General features: G+C 33.9%; 17 protein-coding genes and 1 pseudogene. 6 read left to right on the top strand and 12 right to left on the bottom strand.

Annotation, left to right across the window (positions count from 1 at the left end; translation table 11 throughout):
• The 8 genes and pseudogenes from ACPDG9_RS13650 to ACPDG9_RS13685 all read right to left on the bottom strand — a co-directional run.
• Nucleotides 1–491, bottom strand: a pseudogene (locus ACPDG9_RS13650) (hypothetical protein); the annotation flags it as partial.
• A 1,116-nt stretch (nt 492–1,607) separates the two neighbouring features.
• Nucleotides 1,608–2,336, bottom strand: a complete 729-nt coding sequence (locus ACPDG9_RS13655; protein WP_430528275.1) for a hypothetical protein — start codon at nt 2,334–2,336, stop codon at nt 1,608–1,610.
• Nucleotides 2,337–2,376: 40 nt separating this feature from the next.
• Complete coding sequence (locus tag ACPDG9_RS13660; RefSeq protein ID WP_430528276.1) at nt 2,377–3,108, bottom strand: hypothetical protein; 732 nt, start codon at nt 3,106–3,108, stop codon at nt 2,377–2,379.
• Between the two features lie 25 nt (nt 3,109–3,133).
• A complete protein-coding gene (locus ACPDG9_RS13665; protein WP_430528277.1) occupies nt 3,134–4,705 on the bottom strand; it encodes a hypothetical protein in 1,572 nt (523 codons plus the stop codon).
• Between the two features lie 29 nt (nt 4,706–4,734).
• Complete coding sequence (locus ACPDG9_RS13670) at nt 4,735–5,328, bottom strand: hypothetical protein (RefSeq protein ID WP_430528278.1); 594 nt, start codon at nt 5,326–5,328, stop codon at nt 4,735–4,737.
• Between the two features lie 652 nt (nt 5,329–5,980).
• On the bottom strand, nt 5,981–6,619 hold the full coding sequence (locus ACPDG9_RS13675; RefSeq protein ID WP_430528279.1) for a LexA family transcriptional regulator: 639 nt from the start codon (nt 6,617–6,619) through the stop codon (nt 5,981–5,983).
• Between the two features lie 937 nt (nt 6,620–7,556).
• Nucleotides 7,557–8,252: an SIMPL domain-containing protein gene (locus ACPDG9_RS13680; RefSeq protein WP_430528280.1), complete on the bottom strand. Its 696-nt coding sequence runs from the start codon at nt 8,250–8,252 to the stop codon at nt 7,557–7,559.
• Between the two features lie 91 nt (nt 8,253–8,343).
• Complete coding sequence (locus ACPDG9_RS13685) at nt 8,344–8,991, bottom strand: rhomboid family intramembrane serine protease (protein WP_430528281.1); 648 nt, start codon at nt 8,989–8,991, stop codon at nt 8,344–8,346.
• A gap of 100 nt (nt 8,992–9,091) precedes the next feature.
• On the opposite strand from ACPDG9_RS13685, the gene ACPDG9_RS13690 reads away from it, so the two are divergent.
• Together ACPDG9_RS13690 and ACPDG9_RS13695 are read left to right on the top strand one after the other, a co-directional pair.
• On the top strand, nt 9,092–10,003 hold the full coding sequence (locus tag ACPDG9_RS13690) for a lysophospholipid acyltransferase family protein (protein ID WP_430528282.1): 912 nt from the start codon (nt 9,092–9,094) through the stop codon (nt 10,001–10,003).
• A 95-nt stretch (nt 10,004–10,098) separates the two neighbouring features.
• The gene (locus ACPDG9_RS13695; protein WP_430528283.1) at nt 10,099–11,874 is read left to right on the top strand and encodes an aminopeptidase P family protein; all 1,776 of its coding nucleotides are present in this window, start codon (nt 10,099–10,101) and stop codon (nt 11,872–11,874) included.
• A gap of 99 nt (nt 11,875–11,973) precedes the next feature.
• Here ACPDG9_RS13695 and ung read toward each other — a convergent pair whose 3' ends face one another.
• From ung to ACPDG9_RS13715, 4 genes are all read right to left on the bottom strand, one after another.
• On the bottom strand, nt 11,974–12,645 hold the full coding sequence (ung, locus tag ACPDG9_RS13700; protein WP_430528284.1) for a uracil-DNA glycosylase: 672 nt from the start codon (nt 12,643–12,645) through the stop codon (nt 11,974–11,976).
• Nucleotides 12,645–13,385 carry a hypothetical protein gene (locus tag ACPDG9_RS13705; protein ID WP_430528285.1) on the bottom strand — a complete coding sequence of 247 codons (741 nt, stop codon included), beginning with the start codon at nt 13,383–13,385 and terminating at the stop codon, nt 12,645–12,647. The genes ung and ACPDG9_RS13705 overlap by 1 nt, the downstream gene beginning before the upstream one ends.
• A gap of 238 nt (nt 13,386–13,623) precedes the next feature.
• On the bottom strand, nt 13,624–14,139 hold the full coding sequence (locus tag ACPDG9_RS13710) for a DUF2892 domain-containing protein (RefSeq protein WP_430528286.1): 516 nt from the start codon (nt 14,137–14,139) through the stop codon (nt 13,624–13,626).
• Nucleotides 14,140–14,349: 210 nt separating this feature from the next.
• Nucleotides 14,350–15,021, bottom strand: a complete 672-nt coding sequence (locus tag ACPDG9_RS13715) for an HAD family hydrolase (protein ID WP_430528287.1) — start codon at nt 15,019–15,021, stop codon at nt 14,350–14,352.
• A 165-nt stretch (nt 15,022–15,186) separates the two neighbouring features.
• Between ACPDG9_RS13715 and ACPDG9_RS13720 the strand changes: the two genes are divergently transcribed.
• The 4 genes from ACPDG9_RS13720 to ACPDG9_RS13735 all read left to right on the top strand — a co-directional run bounded on the left by ACPDG9_RS13720 (nt 15,187) and on the right by ACPDG9_RS13735 (nt 17,940).
• Nucleotides 15,187–15,735 carry an RNA polymerase sigma factor gene (locus tag ACPDG9_RS13720; RefSeq protein WP_430528288.1) on the top strand — a complete coding sequence of 183 codons (549 nt, stop codon included), beginning with the start codon at nt 15,187–15,189 and terminating at the stop codon, nt 15,733–15,735.
• 50 nt (nt 15,736–15,785) lie between these two features.
• Nucleotides 15,786–16,202, top strand: coding sequence for a hypothetical protein (locus ACPDG9_RS13725; RefSeq protein ID WP_430528289.1), 417 nt, complete (start codon nt 15,786–15,788; stop codon nt 16,200–16,202).
• Between the two features lie 8 nt (nt 16,203–16,210).
• Complete coding sequence (locus ACPDG9_RS13730) at nt 16,211–16,642, top strand: hypothetical protein (RefSeq protein WP_430528302.1); 432 nt, start codon at nt 16,211–16,213, stop codon at nt 16,640–16,642.
• A gap of 83 nt (nt 16,643–16,725) precedes the next feature.
• Nucleotides 16,726–17,940: an RsmB/NOP family class I SAM-dependent RNA methyltransferase gene (locus tag ACPDG9_RS13735; RefSeq protein ID WP_430528290.1), complete on the top strand. Its 1,215-nt coding sequence runs from the start codon at nt 16,726–16,728 to the stop codon at nt 17,938–17,940.
• Nucleotides 17,941–17,961 lie beyond the last annotated feature (21 nt).

Raw genomic sequence — 17,961 nt, forward strand, 5'->3', positions numbered from 1 at the left:
ATGAATTCAACGTTATCACCTAGTTTGGTAATGAACTCGCTATTTTCAGTTAAATTCTCGATAAACGTGCTGTTGTTGGCAATCTCTGAAACAGCTAAATAAATGCTGTGATTTTGAGTATCAGTAATTACTAAAGATTCCTCACCATTATTAGTAGGATTTCCCTCAATAGTAAACGTATTATTTCGTCGATCAACGTAACTTTGACCAGAAAGTAAAGGAATCCAGACATTTGAATTCCAATAATAAAAACCTGCATCTAATGTACTATTTCCAATATGGTATACCAATAAACTTTCAATAATATCTCCAACAATTGGAAATTTATCATTCAATGCTTTTAATTCAACTCGTGGCAACAAAACCCCTTTGTCATTTGCGACTATATCTAATTGAGCTGAGGTATTTGCTTTCGGTGTTCCAATTCCAATTTGAGCCATTGCTGATCCACTTAAAAAAAGTGCAATTAGCGGAAGTAATCTTCTTATCATATTCAATTTTTTTGAATTATATAACTCTTAAAATTTTACTATACAAAAATACAACGAATAAATTATTTTCAATAGTATTAGTTTATATTTGAGATTTTTTAATAAAAAACACATTAAAACTAACAGTTACTTTATTAAATTATGCTAATATTAAACAAAATACAAAACACAAAAAACATTAATTATTCGCATAAAATCCATTCGATTATATAAAAAACCCTATCTCTTTGAATATCAACAAAAATTCATTTCTGCTAGCTGATAAACAATCTCGAAATGCAGTTTTTTAAATGTGAAAAAAAAATAAATTATTCTCATCCTCCACTTTTTCATTTGTAAGGATAATTTTTGTTTTTTTTCAAAATAAACGTCAGTTAGCAATCAAAAAACGATACTGTAGTCATCTTAATTTCGATAAAAAACAAGCAATTACTATTTACACTGTCTTTTAAAGAATTCTTAGTGCTCGAATAAGCTAAATGTTGTATTATTTTCAATTTGGTTTACCACTGTTTCTTTACAAAAGAATGGATTAACCAAAATCAAGAACGTTTTTATAAATTATAAAAAGAAGAAATCGAGTTTTAATTTTAAACGTTAACAAAAATTATGCTGATAGCATATTTTTATCCGTTTTCGTCTTTGTATATACTTATTCACCCTCACAACCACATAATACCAAACATAATGCCAAAAAATACACAATAAGTGTTATTTTGTTAAAAATTCAAATAAAAACCAATATAAACAACTGATAAACAAAACCTTAGCTTATTTAAAAATTAATATAAAAAACAAACACTTTTCTTTAATTTTACTAAATAAAAAATATTTTCTATCCTCTATTCGATTTTAAATGATGTAATCTAAATGACGTAAAGAAGGAAAACTCTTGTCCATATTGCCATCAAAAACTAGAACAAAGAATAGAAAGTCACAGCGGTTTCTTTTGGATAAACTACAAGGAACGGGGACAAAAAAAGAGAGACTTTTTTTGAATAGTCTCTCTTTTTTAACAATAGTACTTCTTGATGCGATCTACCTTTTAAACAAGTTTGTATAATATCGAATCAAGAACAAGGTTTACTGCTATAATAAATATTTTCCTTCAGCTACTTAGTGTTTGATAACAAATAAGATGTTAAAATATGACTTCTTAGATGTATTAGTATTGATTACATCAAATGTCAATTTTCCATCATTTGAAATAGCAATTGTATTGGGATTAATAATATTTTTATCATAATCCGTAATTACATAATCTAGTTCATCACGTTGATAAAGACGATCACTTCCTGCCATTGGCAATACATCTAGCGTATAATTGGCATTTGATACAAAATTAGAATTAAGATTACGTGTAAACTGTCTTTCATATTCTTCATACAAATCAACAACATGTCGTCTGACCCCCTCTATCTTAATATTAAAAGAAGGTAGATAAAAAAAGTAATTTACATTTTGTTCAAAATCGTCTTTTGGTATATCTTGTTTCTCCCATTCTATACCATTCCAAATAAACATTCCCTTAGTAAAACCATTCGTTGTACTTAAATTATAAACCTGTAAGCCTATGTGCTTTTCTTTTATTTTACTACTTGGATTTACCCAATCGTTATCTGTTCTTGCAATAAAGGGTTCTAAAGTTGTCTTGTCTACTAAAAGTACACGAGGTAACAACAAGCCCCCTGTAGTGGCGGTTTCATTACTTGTACCAGGCTGTACTCGGTCTTTTATATCTAATAATGCCGCTCTGTTAGGAATTCCTTCTGAGCCAATCGTAACTTGTCCCACAGCCTCTGTTGAAGCTCCTATCCATACGAATAAAGCAAGGATAGCATACATCTTTTTTATTAATTGCATCTTTTTCATTTTTGTATCGTTCTTATTTTTTTTCTTTTCCTTCGTGTACAACCAAATAAATATTGAGAAAGGAAGAAGGTCCAGGATTGATATTGTGAACTGTATAATCCATAACTCCTCGATTACTAATATTGTGAATCGTTATCACGTCTTTATCATAGTGTGTCACAACATAGTCTAGCTCATCTTCTCGGTAATAATTTGTTACGATAAAATTCTCTTTATCTACCATGCTAGTAATAAAATTATTACTGTGTATATTATCGGTATATATTTGATATAAATCAACCGTCATACGCTTGCTTTCTATATTACTACTATTGATTAAAGGCAAATTAAAAGCAGGCAAAGGAAAAACAATTCTATTAGCCACCCTATCTTTAATTTCCTTAAATAAACGTTCCCACATCGCCCCATTCCAAACATATGTTCCGGGTTTAAATTCTGCATTATTTGTTACATTATACACTTCTAATCCGACGTGTTCTCTTGTCAATTTATCTTTTGCTATAGCGTCCATCCAAGCAATATCCGTTGTTGAAACAAAAGGCTCTAACGTATAAAGGTTTACTAAAGCTACACGGGGTAATAAAAGACCCCCTTGAGTAGCAGTACTATTTGTTGCATTGGCTTCTTGATTTTTCAAATCCAGGACAGCTCCTCTTTCACTCTTCAAATCTGAACCAATAACAACTTGACTTTTAGCAATTGTTAGAGTCATAAAGAATAAAAAAACTAGTATTATATTTTTCATTATTTTATCTTTTTTGATTAAAGGTTTAATATTCAGCATTTAATAAATTGTGATTCACTGGCAAATAACAACTGTAAACCATCGTATAAATGGTCTTTATCTCTTCTTGAATAGGTTCTCCTTCTCCATTTAATGGTCGTAGTTTGATTAAGTAATTACCTGGTCTTTTAAATGAATGTTTCAATTCCTCCACATTATTAATAATCGTAGGACCGTCTCCCTCATCAAAATCAATTTCGATTCTTTCCGCATTAGAACTAAGTCTATAAACAGCCTCTTCCCCTACACATACAGTTGTAGTACCTTCAACTTCAACGAAAAAAGAAGATGCAAAAGTTGGTAGACCAATACGAGTACCTGACACACCATCACCTCCTACTCCCGTACCAGGAGACAAATTTTTCAAAGCATAAACTTTTGTAGTTAGTGGTTCATTGGGTTCTTCAAACATATATAAAACTGACGGGGCGTTACGATCCACATAAGAAGGAGGACTCACTGTCATATACATACGAAGATCCGGTCCTAGCTGAATTGCTCCACTATAATAATTATTATTTGCACTTGCGACGTATGTTTTTAAAATTTCAACATTACCTCGAAGTAACTCGTTAAAATCAAAAACATAAGCTATGTTAGTGGTTCTTCCAGCCGAACTAACATAGAGGTATTTTCCGTTTGGAGAAAACTCCGCTCCGTAATTATCTATTCCTCTACTATTTGTTAATGACTTGTAATCTCTAATATTTGAAAATACTCCAGTTTGCTTGTTAAATTCCCCCCATAGTATATTCCTTGCCTTATGCTCCATTAGTGCAAAATACTTTCCATTTGGAGAAACCTTCAAATACCCATAAGCATCACTATTAGAATAAAGTCCCGGTCCTATGATTGAAGAAACAACAGGCGTATCAGATACTCCTTCTTCAGTTAACAACCAAGCAACCATTTTAGAATTAGTTCCCATTCTAGAAATAGCTATAATCCAATAATCTACGCCATTCGCGTGTTTCGTCGCTGCTAAGTTTTCTACAAAACTAGCTTTTACAGTTCCCTGAGGTAAGACGAATGCTCTATTTTTAGGCAGTATTAACTCTCCCAAACCATTCTCTGCTTCAATATCAAGAATATTGTAAGCAAATCCTCCTCCACCTCCCCAACTGACTCCAATTGAAACTGCTACGTATTTCGTTTTGCTTCTAGGAAAAGGGACAATAATCCCAGATTGAGCAGAGCTAGGATGCCCTTCTAATTCGGTGGCGTTCTTCATGATATCATGTTCAGCGTTGTAAATCGTACTACCACTTGAGTAGAACAATAAATTTCCTTTAGCATCCGAAAGGGAAAAAACCCCTTCTCTTGTACTAATAGGAAACATTTTTGGACGCGTGATCTCTGATTCATAACGCGTAGGTATTCCAGTTAGCGTCACCCTAGTGTTAGGAGCATCAATAGGTTCTCCTTCAAACGATCGAGTTGTATTCCATGTAATTCCTTGTCCTGATCCATAGAACCAGTTGTACGTTTCTTTTTGTGCAAAAGCACTAAAACTGAGTAGAAACAACATAACACTACAATATAAATGTATTTTTCTCATCCTTTTTCTTCTTTTTTTTGCAATTTTAATTATTCGATTGTCACTTTATGAATATTTGGATTCACTGATAATTGAGGGGCAGAAGGAGGTGAACATGCCTCTATAATTACTTTTATCTTTCTTTCATTGCTATTCACGGGTCTAAAAGCACTATCAAAAAACAAAATTTCTATCGTATAAATTCCAGGAACATCATAAATATACGTTGTAGCTAAGGTGCCTGCTCCCTCTTCAATAGGAATGTGTTTTGCCGGTTTGCCATCACCAAAATCCCATAGTGAATTCACTGCGCTAGAATGAATAAATCGAATATCTATTTTGTAGTCGCGCGACACTCCTCTACATCCTTTTTGAGTTTCGTAGGTCATCATTCTGTGCTGAACTTCCCCTATTGAACGATCTGGCAGTGTTTCATACAAAGCTGCGCGTTCTGCTTCATCTAATTGCACAATCTTATCCAATTCAAATTGTGACTGTGTTGCCAATATCTCTTCGCTAAGCATCGTAGATTTTGTTGGTATAACGACTATACTTAAATCTCGTTCTTGTGCGTATCCCTTACTTTGATAAACACAACATATAAGTGTTAAACCAAACAGTAATTTTCGTAGACTCTTTCTCATTTTCTTAACATTAGATTTTATTTTTTTTGTAACTATCACTCTCTTTAAAAGAACATATTATATAAAAACATAAAATTTAAATTTTACTAAATACGTATTAAAAAAAGCAAAGTTAACAATTAATAACAATAAAATATCAACAAATAATAAACAATACACAAATCAAAAACAAATAACAAAGAAAAACAAAACAAAAAACAAGCTGATAAATTCTCTTTTTATAAAACATTTACATAAGAATTTAACAAAACCTACCCATAGTAATATTTCCTCTCAATTCCCCTTCAATATGCGATTTAAAAAAATCATTGTTTTTTATTCTTTATCGATCTATTTAAATAAACTTTAACTTTTACAATTTTTAAAACTAAACTAACTAACAAAAAAATAGTTTATTTGTGCTAAAAAAATAATACAAGAAATTCAAAACACAATCAACTACTCCGCATTTAGACAAAAGACTTAGCTAATAGATAAAGTAAATATCAGTTTAACTTCAATTCATGCAGAAGTACTTCTCAATTTTTAATTATGAATCAATTCAATAAATAAGTACTACTAAGTTTTTTTATTTATAATAACAATCCTCTTCTTTATAAACGATTTACCACAAATAAGTGGTAAATCGCCTTTTTCAATTATATACTATAAATTAGTAATCCGTTAGGTTTTTAATATTAGGCAAAAATGCTCCTCGAATACAAAAGATCTCTCTCACATCTTTCGGATGAACAGAAAAGGAATCAAACGCAGGATTGTCACTTATAAAAAGCAATTCGCCTTCAAGGGTATAACGCTTAAACCGATAGCATAAAATTCCCTTTCCTTCAACAACTAATAAATAGATGTGCCAAGGTTTGATTTCTCTTAAATCAATTTGTTTTGTTAGTACATAAGAACTCACCTTAATTGTGGGATACATATTCTCCACTCCAATCTGAAAGGCCATATCCACTTCTTCTTCTGTTGGAAAAACACAAGTAGGAGATGTTCCACAACATTTTTCAGGGTTCAAGAAGTATTCAATATGGTGATCAACAGAAATCATTTTCACTCTTCTGTTTTCTAAATCAACATTCAAAACTGAGTTAGGATGGGCCAAGAATAAATCGTTCAAATCAATTTTGTGCTTTTTACAAATGGCGATAATTTTATCGTAACGCATGGTATCACGAACCTTCCACGACGATAAGGTATTGGGTTTAATTTCCAATAAACTAGCTAGCTCTAAATCATTCTTGTAGCCAAGTAGTTGTTTCAATCTTTTAATTACTTCGTTTGCTTGTAACATAATTTTTTCTTTCTTTTTCTTAATTCTACATCTTCTTCTGTTCTCAACTTTCAATTATCTTGCCAGAAAAATCGCAACTTTTATTTTTTTGTAAAAAACCCTTTTTTTTTAGCGACCAAAAAACACTAACAACTTGACATAGAGATATATAACAAAAAAACATTCGTCTTTTTATTTAGCTTTTTATTAACAAAAAACTTTCAATAATCAAATAAAAATCAGGCTTTAGTACTACTGAAAACCTCAAAAAAGGATACAATCGACTTGAAAAAATCACAAATTGCAGTATAAGATTTATTCAAAAAACAGTTCTCCCATGTCCAATACAGAACTAGAATTCCTATTTTGAGGGTTTATTATACGCTCACTAATACAAATTCAGAATAGCAACACTGTGTGATGTATAGGAAACAATTAATTTTGTCTTCAAGTGCAATTAAGCAAATTTACACTTTAACCAAAAAAAATAGAATATGACTACAATTTTTATCATTAAGTCTTTTTTTAATATAAAAAAATACAAGAAATAAATATAATTTAACAATAGAAACCTAAATACAATAATTTAAAACAGTTCTAAAAACACTCGAATCAACACTTTTAAAAGTGTTATTTTCTCGTATTGAGCATTTCTTTTCTTGCAACAAACAAAAAGAGCTTAATTCTGACATTTTGTAGAAAAACAAAGGGATTGTTTTTTTTGAAGAAAACGCAACCTCTTTTGGGATAAGAAATAATAATTTTAGATAAATTCCTCGAAAAAAAAGGTAGAAATAGCGTTAAACCGAACTATTTACCTTATCTTTTTTACCTACTTTATCAAGGAAGAAACGCAATTCAAAAAATGCTTTTTTAGGATCTTTCCTCCTATATTTTTTGAACAAAAAAAAACGTTAGGTCAAGAAACCTAACGTTTGTAAAAATACATTTATTTTCTTTATTCTAGTTCAAAACTAATAGAAACTGAAGTATTAACTTCAATTTCCCCTACCGCTAATGTCTGATCTGCTGATTCATCTATAGCTGCCCCCTTTAAAGCGTACATAGGTCTAAATACAGGAGGAGTGGATCCTCCCCCATCTGCAACTAAAATCACCTTTCCTACTTTTTGTCCTAAAGCAGTGGCGTAATCCGTTGCTTTTTTCTTTGCTTCTTGAACAGCTAATGTTCTAGCTTCAGTTTGGTACGAGGCTAATTGAGAAGTTTTATACTCTACGCCATCAATTCGATTAACTCCTTTACTCATAACCCCAGCAATCAATGCCTCATACTTTGATAGATCTTCTAAAGTTAAGGTAATAGTTTGACTTGCTTGATAGTAGTCTTTTTTATCTGTATAGTCTTTATAAGAATAAAAGCTTACCCGTTGGGTTTGAATATTTTTTTCAGGAACTTTAGCTTCTTTCAAATATTTTAAAACACGAGCAACTGCCGCGTCATTTGTACTTTTTACTTCCTCTGCTGTCTTCCCTTTGTTCTCAATGCCCAGTCGAACTACCGCTTGATCGGGTACGGCTTTTACTTTTCCAACGCCTTGAACTTGGATTTGTGGAACACTAGTTCCTGCTGTTTGTGCTTGGGCAGCAACTCCCAAAGCTAAACACATGCTAGCTACTATAAAACTCTTTTTCATCCTATTAATTTTCTAAATCATTTCTAACAAATATAGCGATCTCGTACACAAAAAATAGATTCTCCTCTTTTTTATAATAAACCTTTAACACCTATATTTTATTTTTCTTGGCTAAAACTAGTAGTAATACAATGGGAATCAGCAACAAAACAATTAAAAAAGTCTGCTGTTGAAAGAGTGCAGGATAGCGTACCAAAGTGAGTACCAAACCTCCAATAGCACCTCCAAAATGCGCTGCATGTCCAATATTGTCCGTGTTCTTTTTCATGCCATACAAACTATACAGCAAGTAACCTAAAGCGAAAATGTACCCCTTTATGCCAATGGGAATGAAAAACAAATAGAGCTCTAAATCGGGATATAATAGGATGGAAGCATAAACTACTCCAGTAACTCCACCAGAAGCACCTACAGCATAATATTGTCTACGCTTGCTGTACAATTGATAGGTCAATACATTTCCTATAACAATACTCAGCATGTAAATCAATACAAAGTAGAAACTCCCACTAAGCATAACGACAATACTCGAGAACATATAAAGTGTAAACATATTAAACGCAAAATGCATCCAATCCACATGTAAAAAACCCGACGTAAAAAGTCGGTACCACGCTCCTTGGCGAATTTGATCCAAATCAAAATTGTACTTCGAGAAAAAAGAATAGTCTTGCAAACCTTTATAGGTTGTAATTCCTGTTCCAATTAAAATAACTAAAATAATAGGGGCTATATCCATGCTGATTGTTTTACACACTATCGACTGTAATTTATGTATCGATTAGCGGGTTAAAAATAGTCTAAATCCCTTATCTTTGCTAGTAAATTAATCCTAAATAATGAAGTTACTAATTTACTATATCGCCTATCCTATCTTATGGCTTATTTCTAAATTACCTTTTCCAATCTTTTATTTTGTATCAGATTGTTTTTTCGTGCTTCTATATTATGTAGTGAGATATCGTCGCAAAGCGGTTACAGAAAATATCCGATTAACAATGCCTCACTTATCGGATCAGGAAGTCAAAGATACCGTCAAACAATTCTATAAACACCTCTGCGATATTTTCTTAGAAATGATTAAAACAATTACCATTTCGGAAGAAGACCTGAAAAAGCGCTTTCAATTTACCAATCTCGATACGATCCTATCGGTAGAAAAGCAAGGAAAAAGCGTCATGCTATTTTGTGCGCACTACGCCAATTGGGAATGGCTGATTATTTTAGATAAATTCATTCATTTTCAAGGCTATGCAGTGTATAAAAAAATAGCGAATCCTCATTTCAACGCTATGTTCCTAAAAATACGAACGCGTTTTAATACGCGTTTGGTCGAAATGAAAGAGACCATCCGCGTGATTCGCCAAAATGAAATCAATAAAAATCATGGGATCTATGCCTTTATCAGTGATCAATCCCCTATGATTGGAGATGCTAATTACTGGCAAGACTTTATGGGCATTGAGGTACCCGTTTTTACTGGTGGAGAAGCTTTGTGTAAGAAGTTCAATATGGAACCTATGTATCTCAAAGTAGAATACCTCAAGCGAGGGCATTATCAAGCTACTTTTGTTCCGCTCCTTCAAGCAGGTGAACAAGTAAAAGAAGTGCCCAATTACGAATTGACCCATCGATTTTTACAAGAAGTAGAAAAACAAATAAACGAGGCTCCTGCGTATTATTTTTGGACGCATAAACGATGGAAACACCGCGGTAAAAAACCGGCTAACATCAAATCTTTCCACAACTAACACCGCCTACTGTGTTTCTTTTAACTTCAAAAACCCTTTAATTTTACACGGTTTAAAAATTGCATTTCGTACCTTTAACTGAAATTACGCATATTATGACACATATAGAAAAACTCAGCGCTATCCGCTCTTTAATGAAAGAACAAAAGATAGATGCTTATATTATTCCTTCTTCGGATCCTCATATTAGTGAATATCTTCCTGAATACTACAAATGTATTGCTTGGACTTCTGGTTTCACGGGTTCTGCTGGAACTTTGGTTATTACCCAAAATTTCGCCGGTTTATGGACAGATTCACGCTACTTCGTTCAAGCAAACGATCAATTAGCACATAGTGGTTTCGAATTAGTCAAATTGAAAGTTCAACATATGCCAGAATATGTAGATTGGATTACCACACAATTTGAGACAGGTGTTGTTGCTTTTGATGGAAATTTAGCTTCTTTAGCAGTGGCTACTGCCATTCAATCTACTCTAGCTCCTATTGGGTTTACGATCCACGGACATGCTGATTTATTATCTCCAATTTGGAACGATAGACCCGCACTTCCTACGGAGCCTGCTTATACGCTTCCTGTGTCAACCACCGGACAAAGTACAGCAGACAAACTAGCACGTGTACGAGCAATACTCAAGCAAAAAAGAGCTACTTGTCACCTTGTATCTTCACTAGATGATATTGCTTGGTTATTGAATATCAGGGGAACTGATGTTCCTTGTAACCCTGTTACACTAAGCTTCGTTTATCTAGATGCTGAAAAAGCTACCCTATTTATAGATGCTACTAAATTAGACGATAAAACGAAACAAGAACTACACAACTTTGGCGTTTCAATTGCCGACTATACGAGTTTACCACAAGCGATTGCAGCTATTCCTGCGGGAAGTACTATTCTATTGGACCCAAAACGCACGTGTTTTGCAACCTATGACAGTGTACCTGCAACGGTAACGATCAAAGAGGATATGAATCCTTCAACACGGTTAAAAGCAATTAAAAACGAAGTTGAAATTGCACATGAAAGACAAGCCATGATTAACGATGGTGTTGCCATGACAAAATTCTTTAAATGGATTGAAGAAAATGTAGCTTCTGGTACGTTGACTGAACTAAATATTGCAGATCACTTACTTGATTTACGCGCAGCTCAACCAGGTTTTAAAGACATTAGTTTCAATACGATTGCAGGGTATAAAGATCACGGGGCCTTGCCACACTATTCTGCAGATGAAAAAAGCAGTTATGATCTTAAGACGGAAGGATTACTCCTCGTTGACTCTGGAGGTCAATATGAAACAGGTACAACGGATATCACTCGAGTTGTAGCATTAGGTACACCTACACAAGAAGAGAAAGACGATTACACCATCGTTTTAAGAGGTACAATTGAAGGCTCTATGGCTATTTATACTAAAGGAACTCGCGGCTACCAAATTGATGCGATTACGAGAAGACCTATTTGGGCTACCTTGAGAAACTATGGACACGGTACGGGACATGGTGTTGGATTTTTCTTAAACGTACACGAAGGTCCACATGTGTTTAATCCTACACCAACGGATATTGCCATCGAAAAGGGAATGATTACCTCTATTGAACCAGGTCTATACCGCGAAGGAAAACACGGAATTCGAATTGAAAACTTAGTACTTGCCAAAGACCTTGACGCAAATCAGTTTGGAGAATTTATGGATTTTGAAACCTTGACGATATGCTATATTGCTACTGATTTAGTAGACAAAAAATGGCTAGAACAAACCCATATCGATTGGTTAAACCAATACAACGAATGGGTGTATAACAGCCTAAAAGAATTGTTATCTACAGAAGAAGCTACTTGGTTAAGAGAAAAAACAAAAGCTATTTAATAAAAAAAACCGCCTCTCAAGGCGGTTTTTTTATGCTCTATTTTTTACGCTACATTGCACTTCTCTTTAAAAAAGCCTCACAACAAAACAGATCTAGGGTTATACTTGCCAATCGATCGGCTGTTCGCCTAGACCAACTAAGTACGCATTAATCTTTGAAAAAGGCTTACTTCCATAAAAACCTCTATATACAGATAAAGGCGAAGGATGAGCTGTTTCAATAACGAAATGCTTCGCTCGATCAATCATTTTTCCCTTCTTTTGCGCATAGCTTCCCCACAAAACAAAAACAACATGCTCTCGTTGGGTTGCTATACATTCGATCACTTGATCTGTAAATGTTTCCCATCCTCTTTTTTGATGAGATCCCGCTTTTGACGCTTCAACTGTTAATGTTGCATTGAGTAATAGGACACCTTGTGCTGCCCAAGGAGACAAATCTCCATTGTGTATATTTCGAATTCCCAAATCGTCTTCTAACTCTTTAAAGATATTCTTTAAACTCGGAGGAAATTTCACTCCTTTATGCACAGAAAAAGCCAGCCCGTTCGCTTGAAACTCTCCGTGATAGGGATCTTGCCCCAAGATCACTACTTTAACAGCTGAGAAATCAACGGCTTCTAAAGCTTTAAATACTTGCTCTTCCGGCGGGTAAATTACTTTTTTTTGGCGCTCTTGAGCAACAAATTCTTGTAATGCTATGTAATACGGTTTTTTAAATTCTCCTTCTAAAACCGTATTCCAACTTGTATGCTGTAATCTAATACTCATTATTCTATGTAAACCGTTCTTCTATAAGACACAACTTGTGTTGCATCTCTCGCTTCTATTAATATTTGATTGTATTCGTTTACTCCTTTCTTTGGATTGATAATTTGCTGACGAACGACCCAAAAAAACTCTTTTTTATCTGGATCGAACTCAAAAGAAACAAAATCAACAGGCTCAAACTTCGTTTCTGTTGCCTTGGCAATTTGCAAGATCTTACATACATCTAACGAATAATCTAAAGCCAACTTCTCCTCTGTTTCAGGTAAAAGCAAAGGGGAAATAAGTTGCTGGTAGTCATCTAATGCTATACCCAAACAATAACTCACTCCTTCAGCAGGTTCAAAATCGTAGTAAAAGAAGTATTTTGTCATACACTTACTCATATCTACAACAGGATACCTCGCCTCAAATTTACGAATACTATCGTAAACACTAATGCTTACTCCTTTAAACTTTAATTTGCTTACCATCTCCTCTCCGACTTTCTTCACCAGTAAGTCTTCTAGGTTTTTCTTAATTTCAGCAAAACCTGTCGGTACTAAGTCGATCGGCCTGTTACTGTAGTGATACCCTGTTGAAGATTTTTCAGCATCAACAAAGTAATTGTAATAAGGACATGGATCTATAAACAAATCACTTTGATAACTCCCTCCTATTTTTACTTTACTTTCATCTAAACATTGAGCATTTATTTTCACAATACTTAAAAAAAGCAAAAAGATCGACAGATATAATTTCATGTTTTTAATATTTTATTAAGAAATCAAAAATATAAAACTTTTTAAATATTATTTACTTTCTGCGATTTATTTTATTTTGGAGAAATGGTTTGTTGTGTGTTGTGCGTTGTTTGCTGTGCGTTGTACGTTGTTTAAAGGAAGTTCCTTCTATTTTAGGAAAATTAACCGTTAACTGTTAATTGTTAACAAAAAAACCACATGCTTCTCAACATGTGGTTTTTCTTTTATCTCTAAACGCTTACAGGCGTTTCATTTGTTCTTTCATCATTTTGATTTGATCTTTTAGCATACCTTGCTTATCCAATTTTTGCGCTTCTCCTAACAACTTCGTTGCTTCTAGCTTTCTGCGTTTTGTCATCGATATTCCTGCTAACTGCAATTTAGCCATAGCTAAATCTTGATCCATATTCAAACCTAATTCAATTGCTTTCTTCATGTATTTTTCCGAAGCGTTTAAATTCGTTTGAGAAGTCATAATTCCCATTAGGTAATTATAATATCCGTTTTGCTTTCTAACTAAAGCTGTTTCAGGATTTTTGATTTTCTTCAACCATTTCTCTGCTCCTTCAAAATCTTGTTTTCTCAATTTTAAAAAAGACAATAGGATGAACTCATTTTTAAAATACAACAGTATTACAAGCCCCATTAAGAACAATAAGAAAATACCATTTCCAATATTTGATTCTGAAAATTGCCAAACAGCCATTGCTACTAATAGTGCTGCGATACCTAATTTAATATACCTATGAAACATATGCTATAATTAACTTCATTAAGAATGCAAAATTAAAAAAATAAGCGTAGTATAAAAATTATTCCGCATAAACCTATTTTGCTTTTCTGCTTTTTTGTTTTCTTCTAGCCTCTCTCTACACCCTTAGTGTAGAAAGAATTTGGATTGCTTTTGTTTGTTGACGGTTAAAGGCTAAGGATTGAAAGTTGCCAACATAACAACTAACTTCTCTTACTTCTCAAAATTCAGAAGACGACATAATTCGTTTGCATCTAAATGCGAAAAGGATTCCACAACAAAATCTGCAGTACTGTAATCTTGTTGTTTTGAATGCTGGCTCTTATATCCTAGCACTTTGATTCCTGCGGCATTGGCTGCTTTGATTCCGTTGGTACTATCTTCAATCACTAAGCAATGCGCTTTGTGTTTTATCTTAGCTAATGAAGCCGCATGGTTAAAAATAGCGGGATTGGGTTTGGATTGAGGAAAGTCCTCTCCACTGACAATATGGGTAAAGTAAGGAAATAATTCAAAACGGTTAAACACGCGATTAATCGTACTTTTAGAAGCTGATGACCCCAAGATTAGCTCGATATCCTGTTGATGTAAATCAACAATTAACTTTCTCACCCCTTCGATGAGTTCTAAATCCGGTTTTGTATCAAAAGATTCGTTAAATATAGCGCGTTTACGCAAAACCAAATCAGCAACCTCTTGGTTAAGTTGAAAGTGGTCTTTTACCTTTTGATAGGTATTTTTAGTGGAGAACCCTGTAAAAGAGGTGTACATCTCTTCCTCAACATCAATTCCCAATTCATCAAAATGCTGAAAATAAGCATAGCGATGTACAGGTTCCGTATCTACAATCACCCCGTCCATATCAAAAATAACAGTACGTAACATATCTTCTATTTTTTGTGCAAAGGTAAGCTGTTTTTTCTCATCTAAACGCACACAGTCTTTAATTTCAAAACATGAGGTAAATAATAAGATATATATTGATGTTCCTTCGGTGCTTTTTAGTATTTTTACCCTTACACCTTACCTAAAAAATTAATACCCTATACCTTGTCTGCATCTGAAGAAGAACAATTTGTCCAACAACTGCAAAACACCAAAACGAAAGATCGTGCATTTCAATCGCTTGTTACTCAAAACAAAGCGAGATTGTACTATCATATTCGCTCCCTTGTTTTGAATCACGACGATACAGATGATATCCTACAAGAAACCTTTATCAAAGCCTATGAAAACATAACGGGATTTAAAGGCAATAGCAAACTTTCTTCTTGGCTCTATCGCATTGCAACGAATTGCGCCTTAGATTTTCTAAAACAAAAGAGCAAATTGCAAAATCTCACCTCAGACGAATACAGCCAGCAAAGGGTGGAACAATTAGAGGCTGACCCCTTTTTTAATGGAGATCAAGCAACGCTTTTATTACACAAAGCAATCGCAAGCTTGCCCGAAAAACAACAACTCGTTTTTAAAATGCGCTACTTTCAAGAATTAGATTACAACAGCATGGCTTCGATTCTCGATACTTCTGTTGGCGCATTAAAAGCCTCTTATCACCATGCAGTAAAAAAAATCGAAGTATTTTTGCAATCGCATTAAACCTTTGTAGTAAAATTCAGTCTAAGTAATAGAAGTTTATAAAAATGACAATGAATCACAAGGCTCAAAACAATAGAAAAGATGGTTTCCAAATTCCAGAGGGGTACCTAAACTCCTTTGACGAACGCCTTTTTGAGCGATTAAATGGCACGCAAATACAAGCACCTCAATCAAAAGGTATCTTTGTATTAACGCCTAAAAAAATGATGGCTATCGCCGCCACTATTGTGCTTTTCTTAGGTTTGGGAGTCTTCATTAAGACACAACTTACCGCTTCACTCAGTGAAGAAGCATTGGAGAATTACTTGGAATACAATCCTTCTTCCTACACATTATCAAATGAATTTATTCAAGCCTTTGATGAAAGCGATATCAAAGAGCTTGAACAGGGAATTCAAATCAACCAAAAAGAGATCAATGAATACGTTCAAACCAATATAGATCTTGAGTATTACTTAAATTACTAATTATTATGATGAAAAGATATCTCTTGTTATTGTTCTTCCTTAGTGCTTCGCTCTTCAGTTATGCTCAGCATTCTTCGGATCAAATCAAATCCCTAAAAATCGCACATATCTCTTCTGTCTTAAATTTGACTAGTGACGAAGCAGAGAAATTTTGGCCTATTTACAATACGTACGACAATAAACTCTCTAAACTGAGGCATTCAGAGGTGATACACTATATTAAATCTCATGAAACTCAAGACATTGAAAAACTAACGGAAAAACAAGCAACAGAAAAAGTACAGGATTTAGTTTCCTTTGAAGAAGAGTATCATACACTGAGAAATCAGTTTATTATAGATTGTAAAAAGATCCTGTCTAACAAAAAAATACTCTTGCTAAAGAAAGCAGAAGATGATTTTAATCGCAAATTACTCAAGAAGTACAAGGATAAAAAATAAGCGATAAAATAAAAAATAATAAAACCTACTAAACCTAGCCTACAAAAGACCTATATTTGTAGGCTATTTTATTTTATTATATAATGAGATTACACAGAAACTTAGTTTTTACCGTTATTGACTCTATCTTATTAATTTTCAACGAAGGAGAATACGCAGACAAAGTAGTTGCGAAAGCCTTAAAAAAGGACAAACGTTGGGGAAGTGCAGATCGTAAATTCGTTGCAGAAACGATTTATGAAATTGTGCGTTGGAAGAGGTTATACACTGAAATCGCCGAGGTAAAAGAACCTTATACGCGCGATGATGCTTGGCGTATTTTTACGGTATGGGCTGTATTAAGAGGGTATAACTTACCGGACTGGAAGTATTTTGAAAATGCTCCACTTCGCAGAATCAAAGGTAGATTTGACGAACTAAGTAAAATCAGAAAATTCAAAGAAGCTATTCCGGATTGGATGGATGAATTAGGTGTAAAAGAGTTGGGTGAAGAGCTGTGGTCAAAAGAGATTGCAGCGCAGAATCAACAAGCTCAAGTGATCTTACGCGTCAATACATTAAAAACAACACGCAAAAAATTGCATGCTATTTTAATGGATTTAGACATTGAGACACTTCAACCTGAAGAATATCCAGATGCTTTAATCCTAAAAGAAAGAGCGAATGTATTTTTAACTGATGCTTTTAAAGAAGGATTGTTTGAGGTACAAGATGCTTCTTCTCAACTTGTGGCTCCTTTCTTAGGGATCCAACCAGGGATGCGCGTTGTAGATACTTGTGCAGGTGCGGGTGGAAAAACACTTCACATGGCTGCTTTAATGGAAAACAAAGGGCAAATCATTGCCATGGATATCTATGAAAGCAAGCAAAAACAGCTAAAAATAAGAGCGAAAAGAAATAGCGCATTCAACATTGAATACCGCATTATTGAAGGAACGAAAACCATTAAAAAACTACACGAAAAAGCAGATCGCGTATTGATCGATGCACCTTGTAGTGGTTTAGGGGTAATCAAACGAAATCCAGATACCAAATGGAAGTTACAACCCGAATTTGTAGAGGAAATCAAAAAAGTACAGCAACAAATCCTACAAGACTATACTAAAATAGTCAAAGTTGGAGGACAAGTTGTCTATGCGACTTGCTCAATCTTGCCTTCTGAAAATGAAAAGCAAATTGAAAAATTCTTGGCTTCTGAACCAGGACAGAATTTCAAATTCATTAAAGACCACAAAGTATTGGCACACCAATCTGGTTTTGATGGATTCTACATGGCATTGTTAGAACGAGTTAAATAAGAAAGCGTAGAAGATTACGGT

This window comes from Myroides sp. C6-3 (assembly GCF_050522425.1).
In the GTDB taxonomy this organism is placed as follows: domain Bacteria; phylum Bacteroidota; class Bacteroidia; order Flavobacteriales; family Flavobacteriaceae; genus Flavobacterium.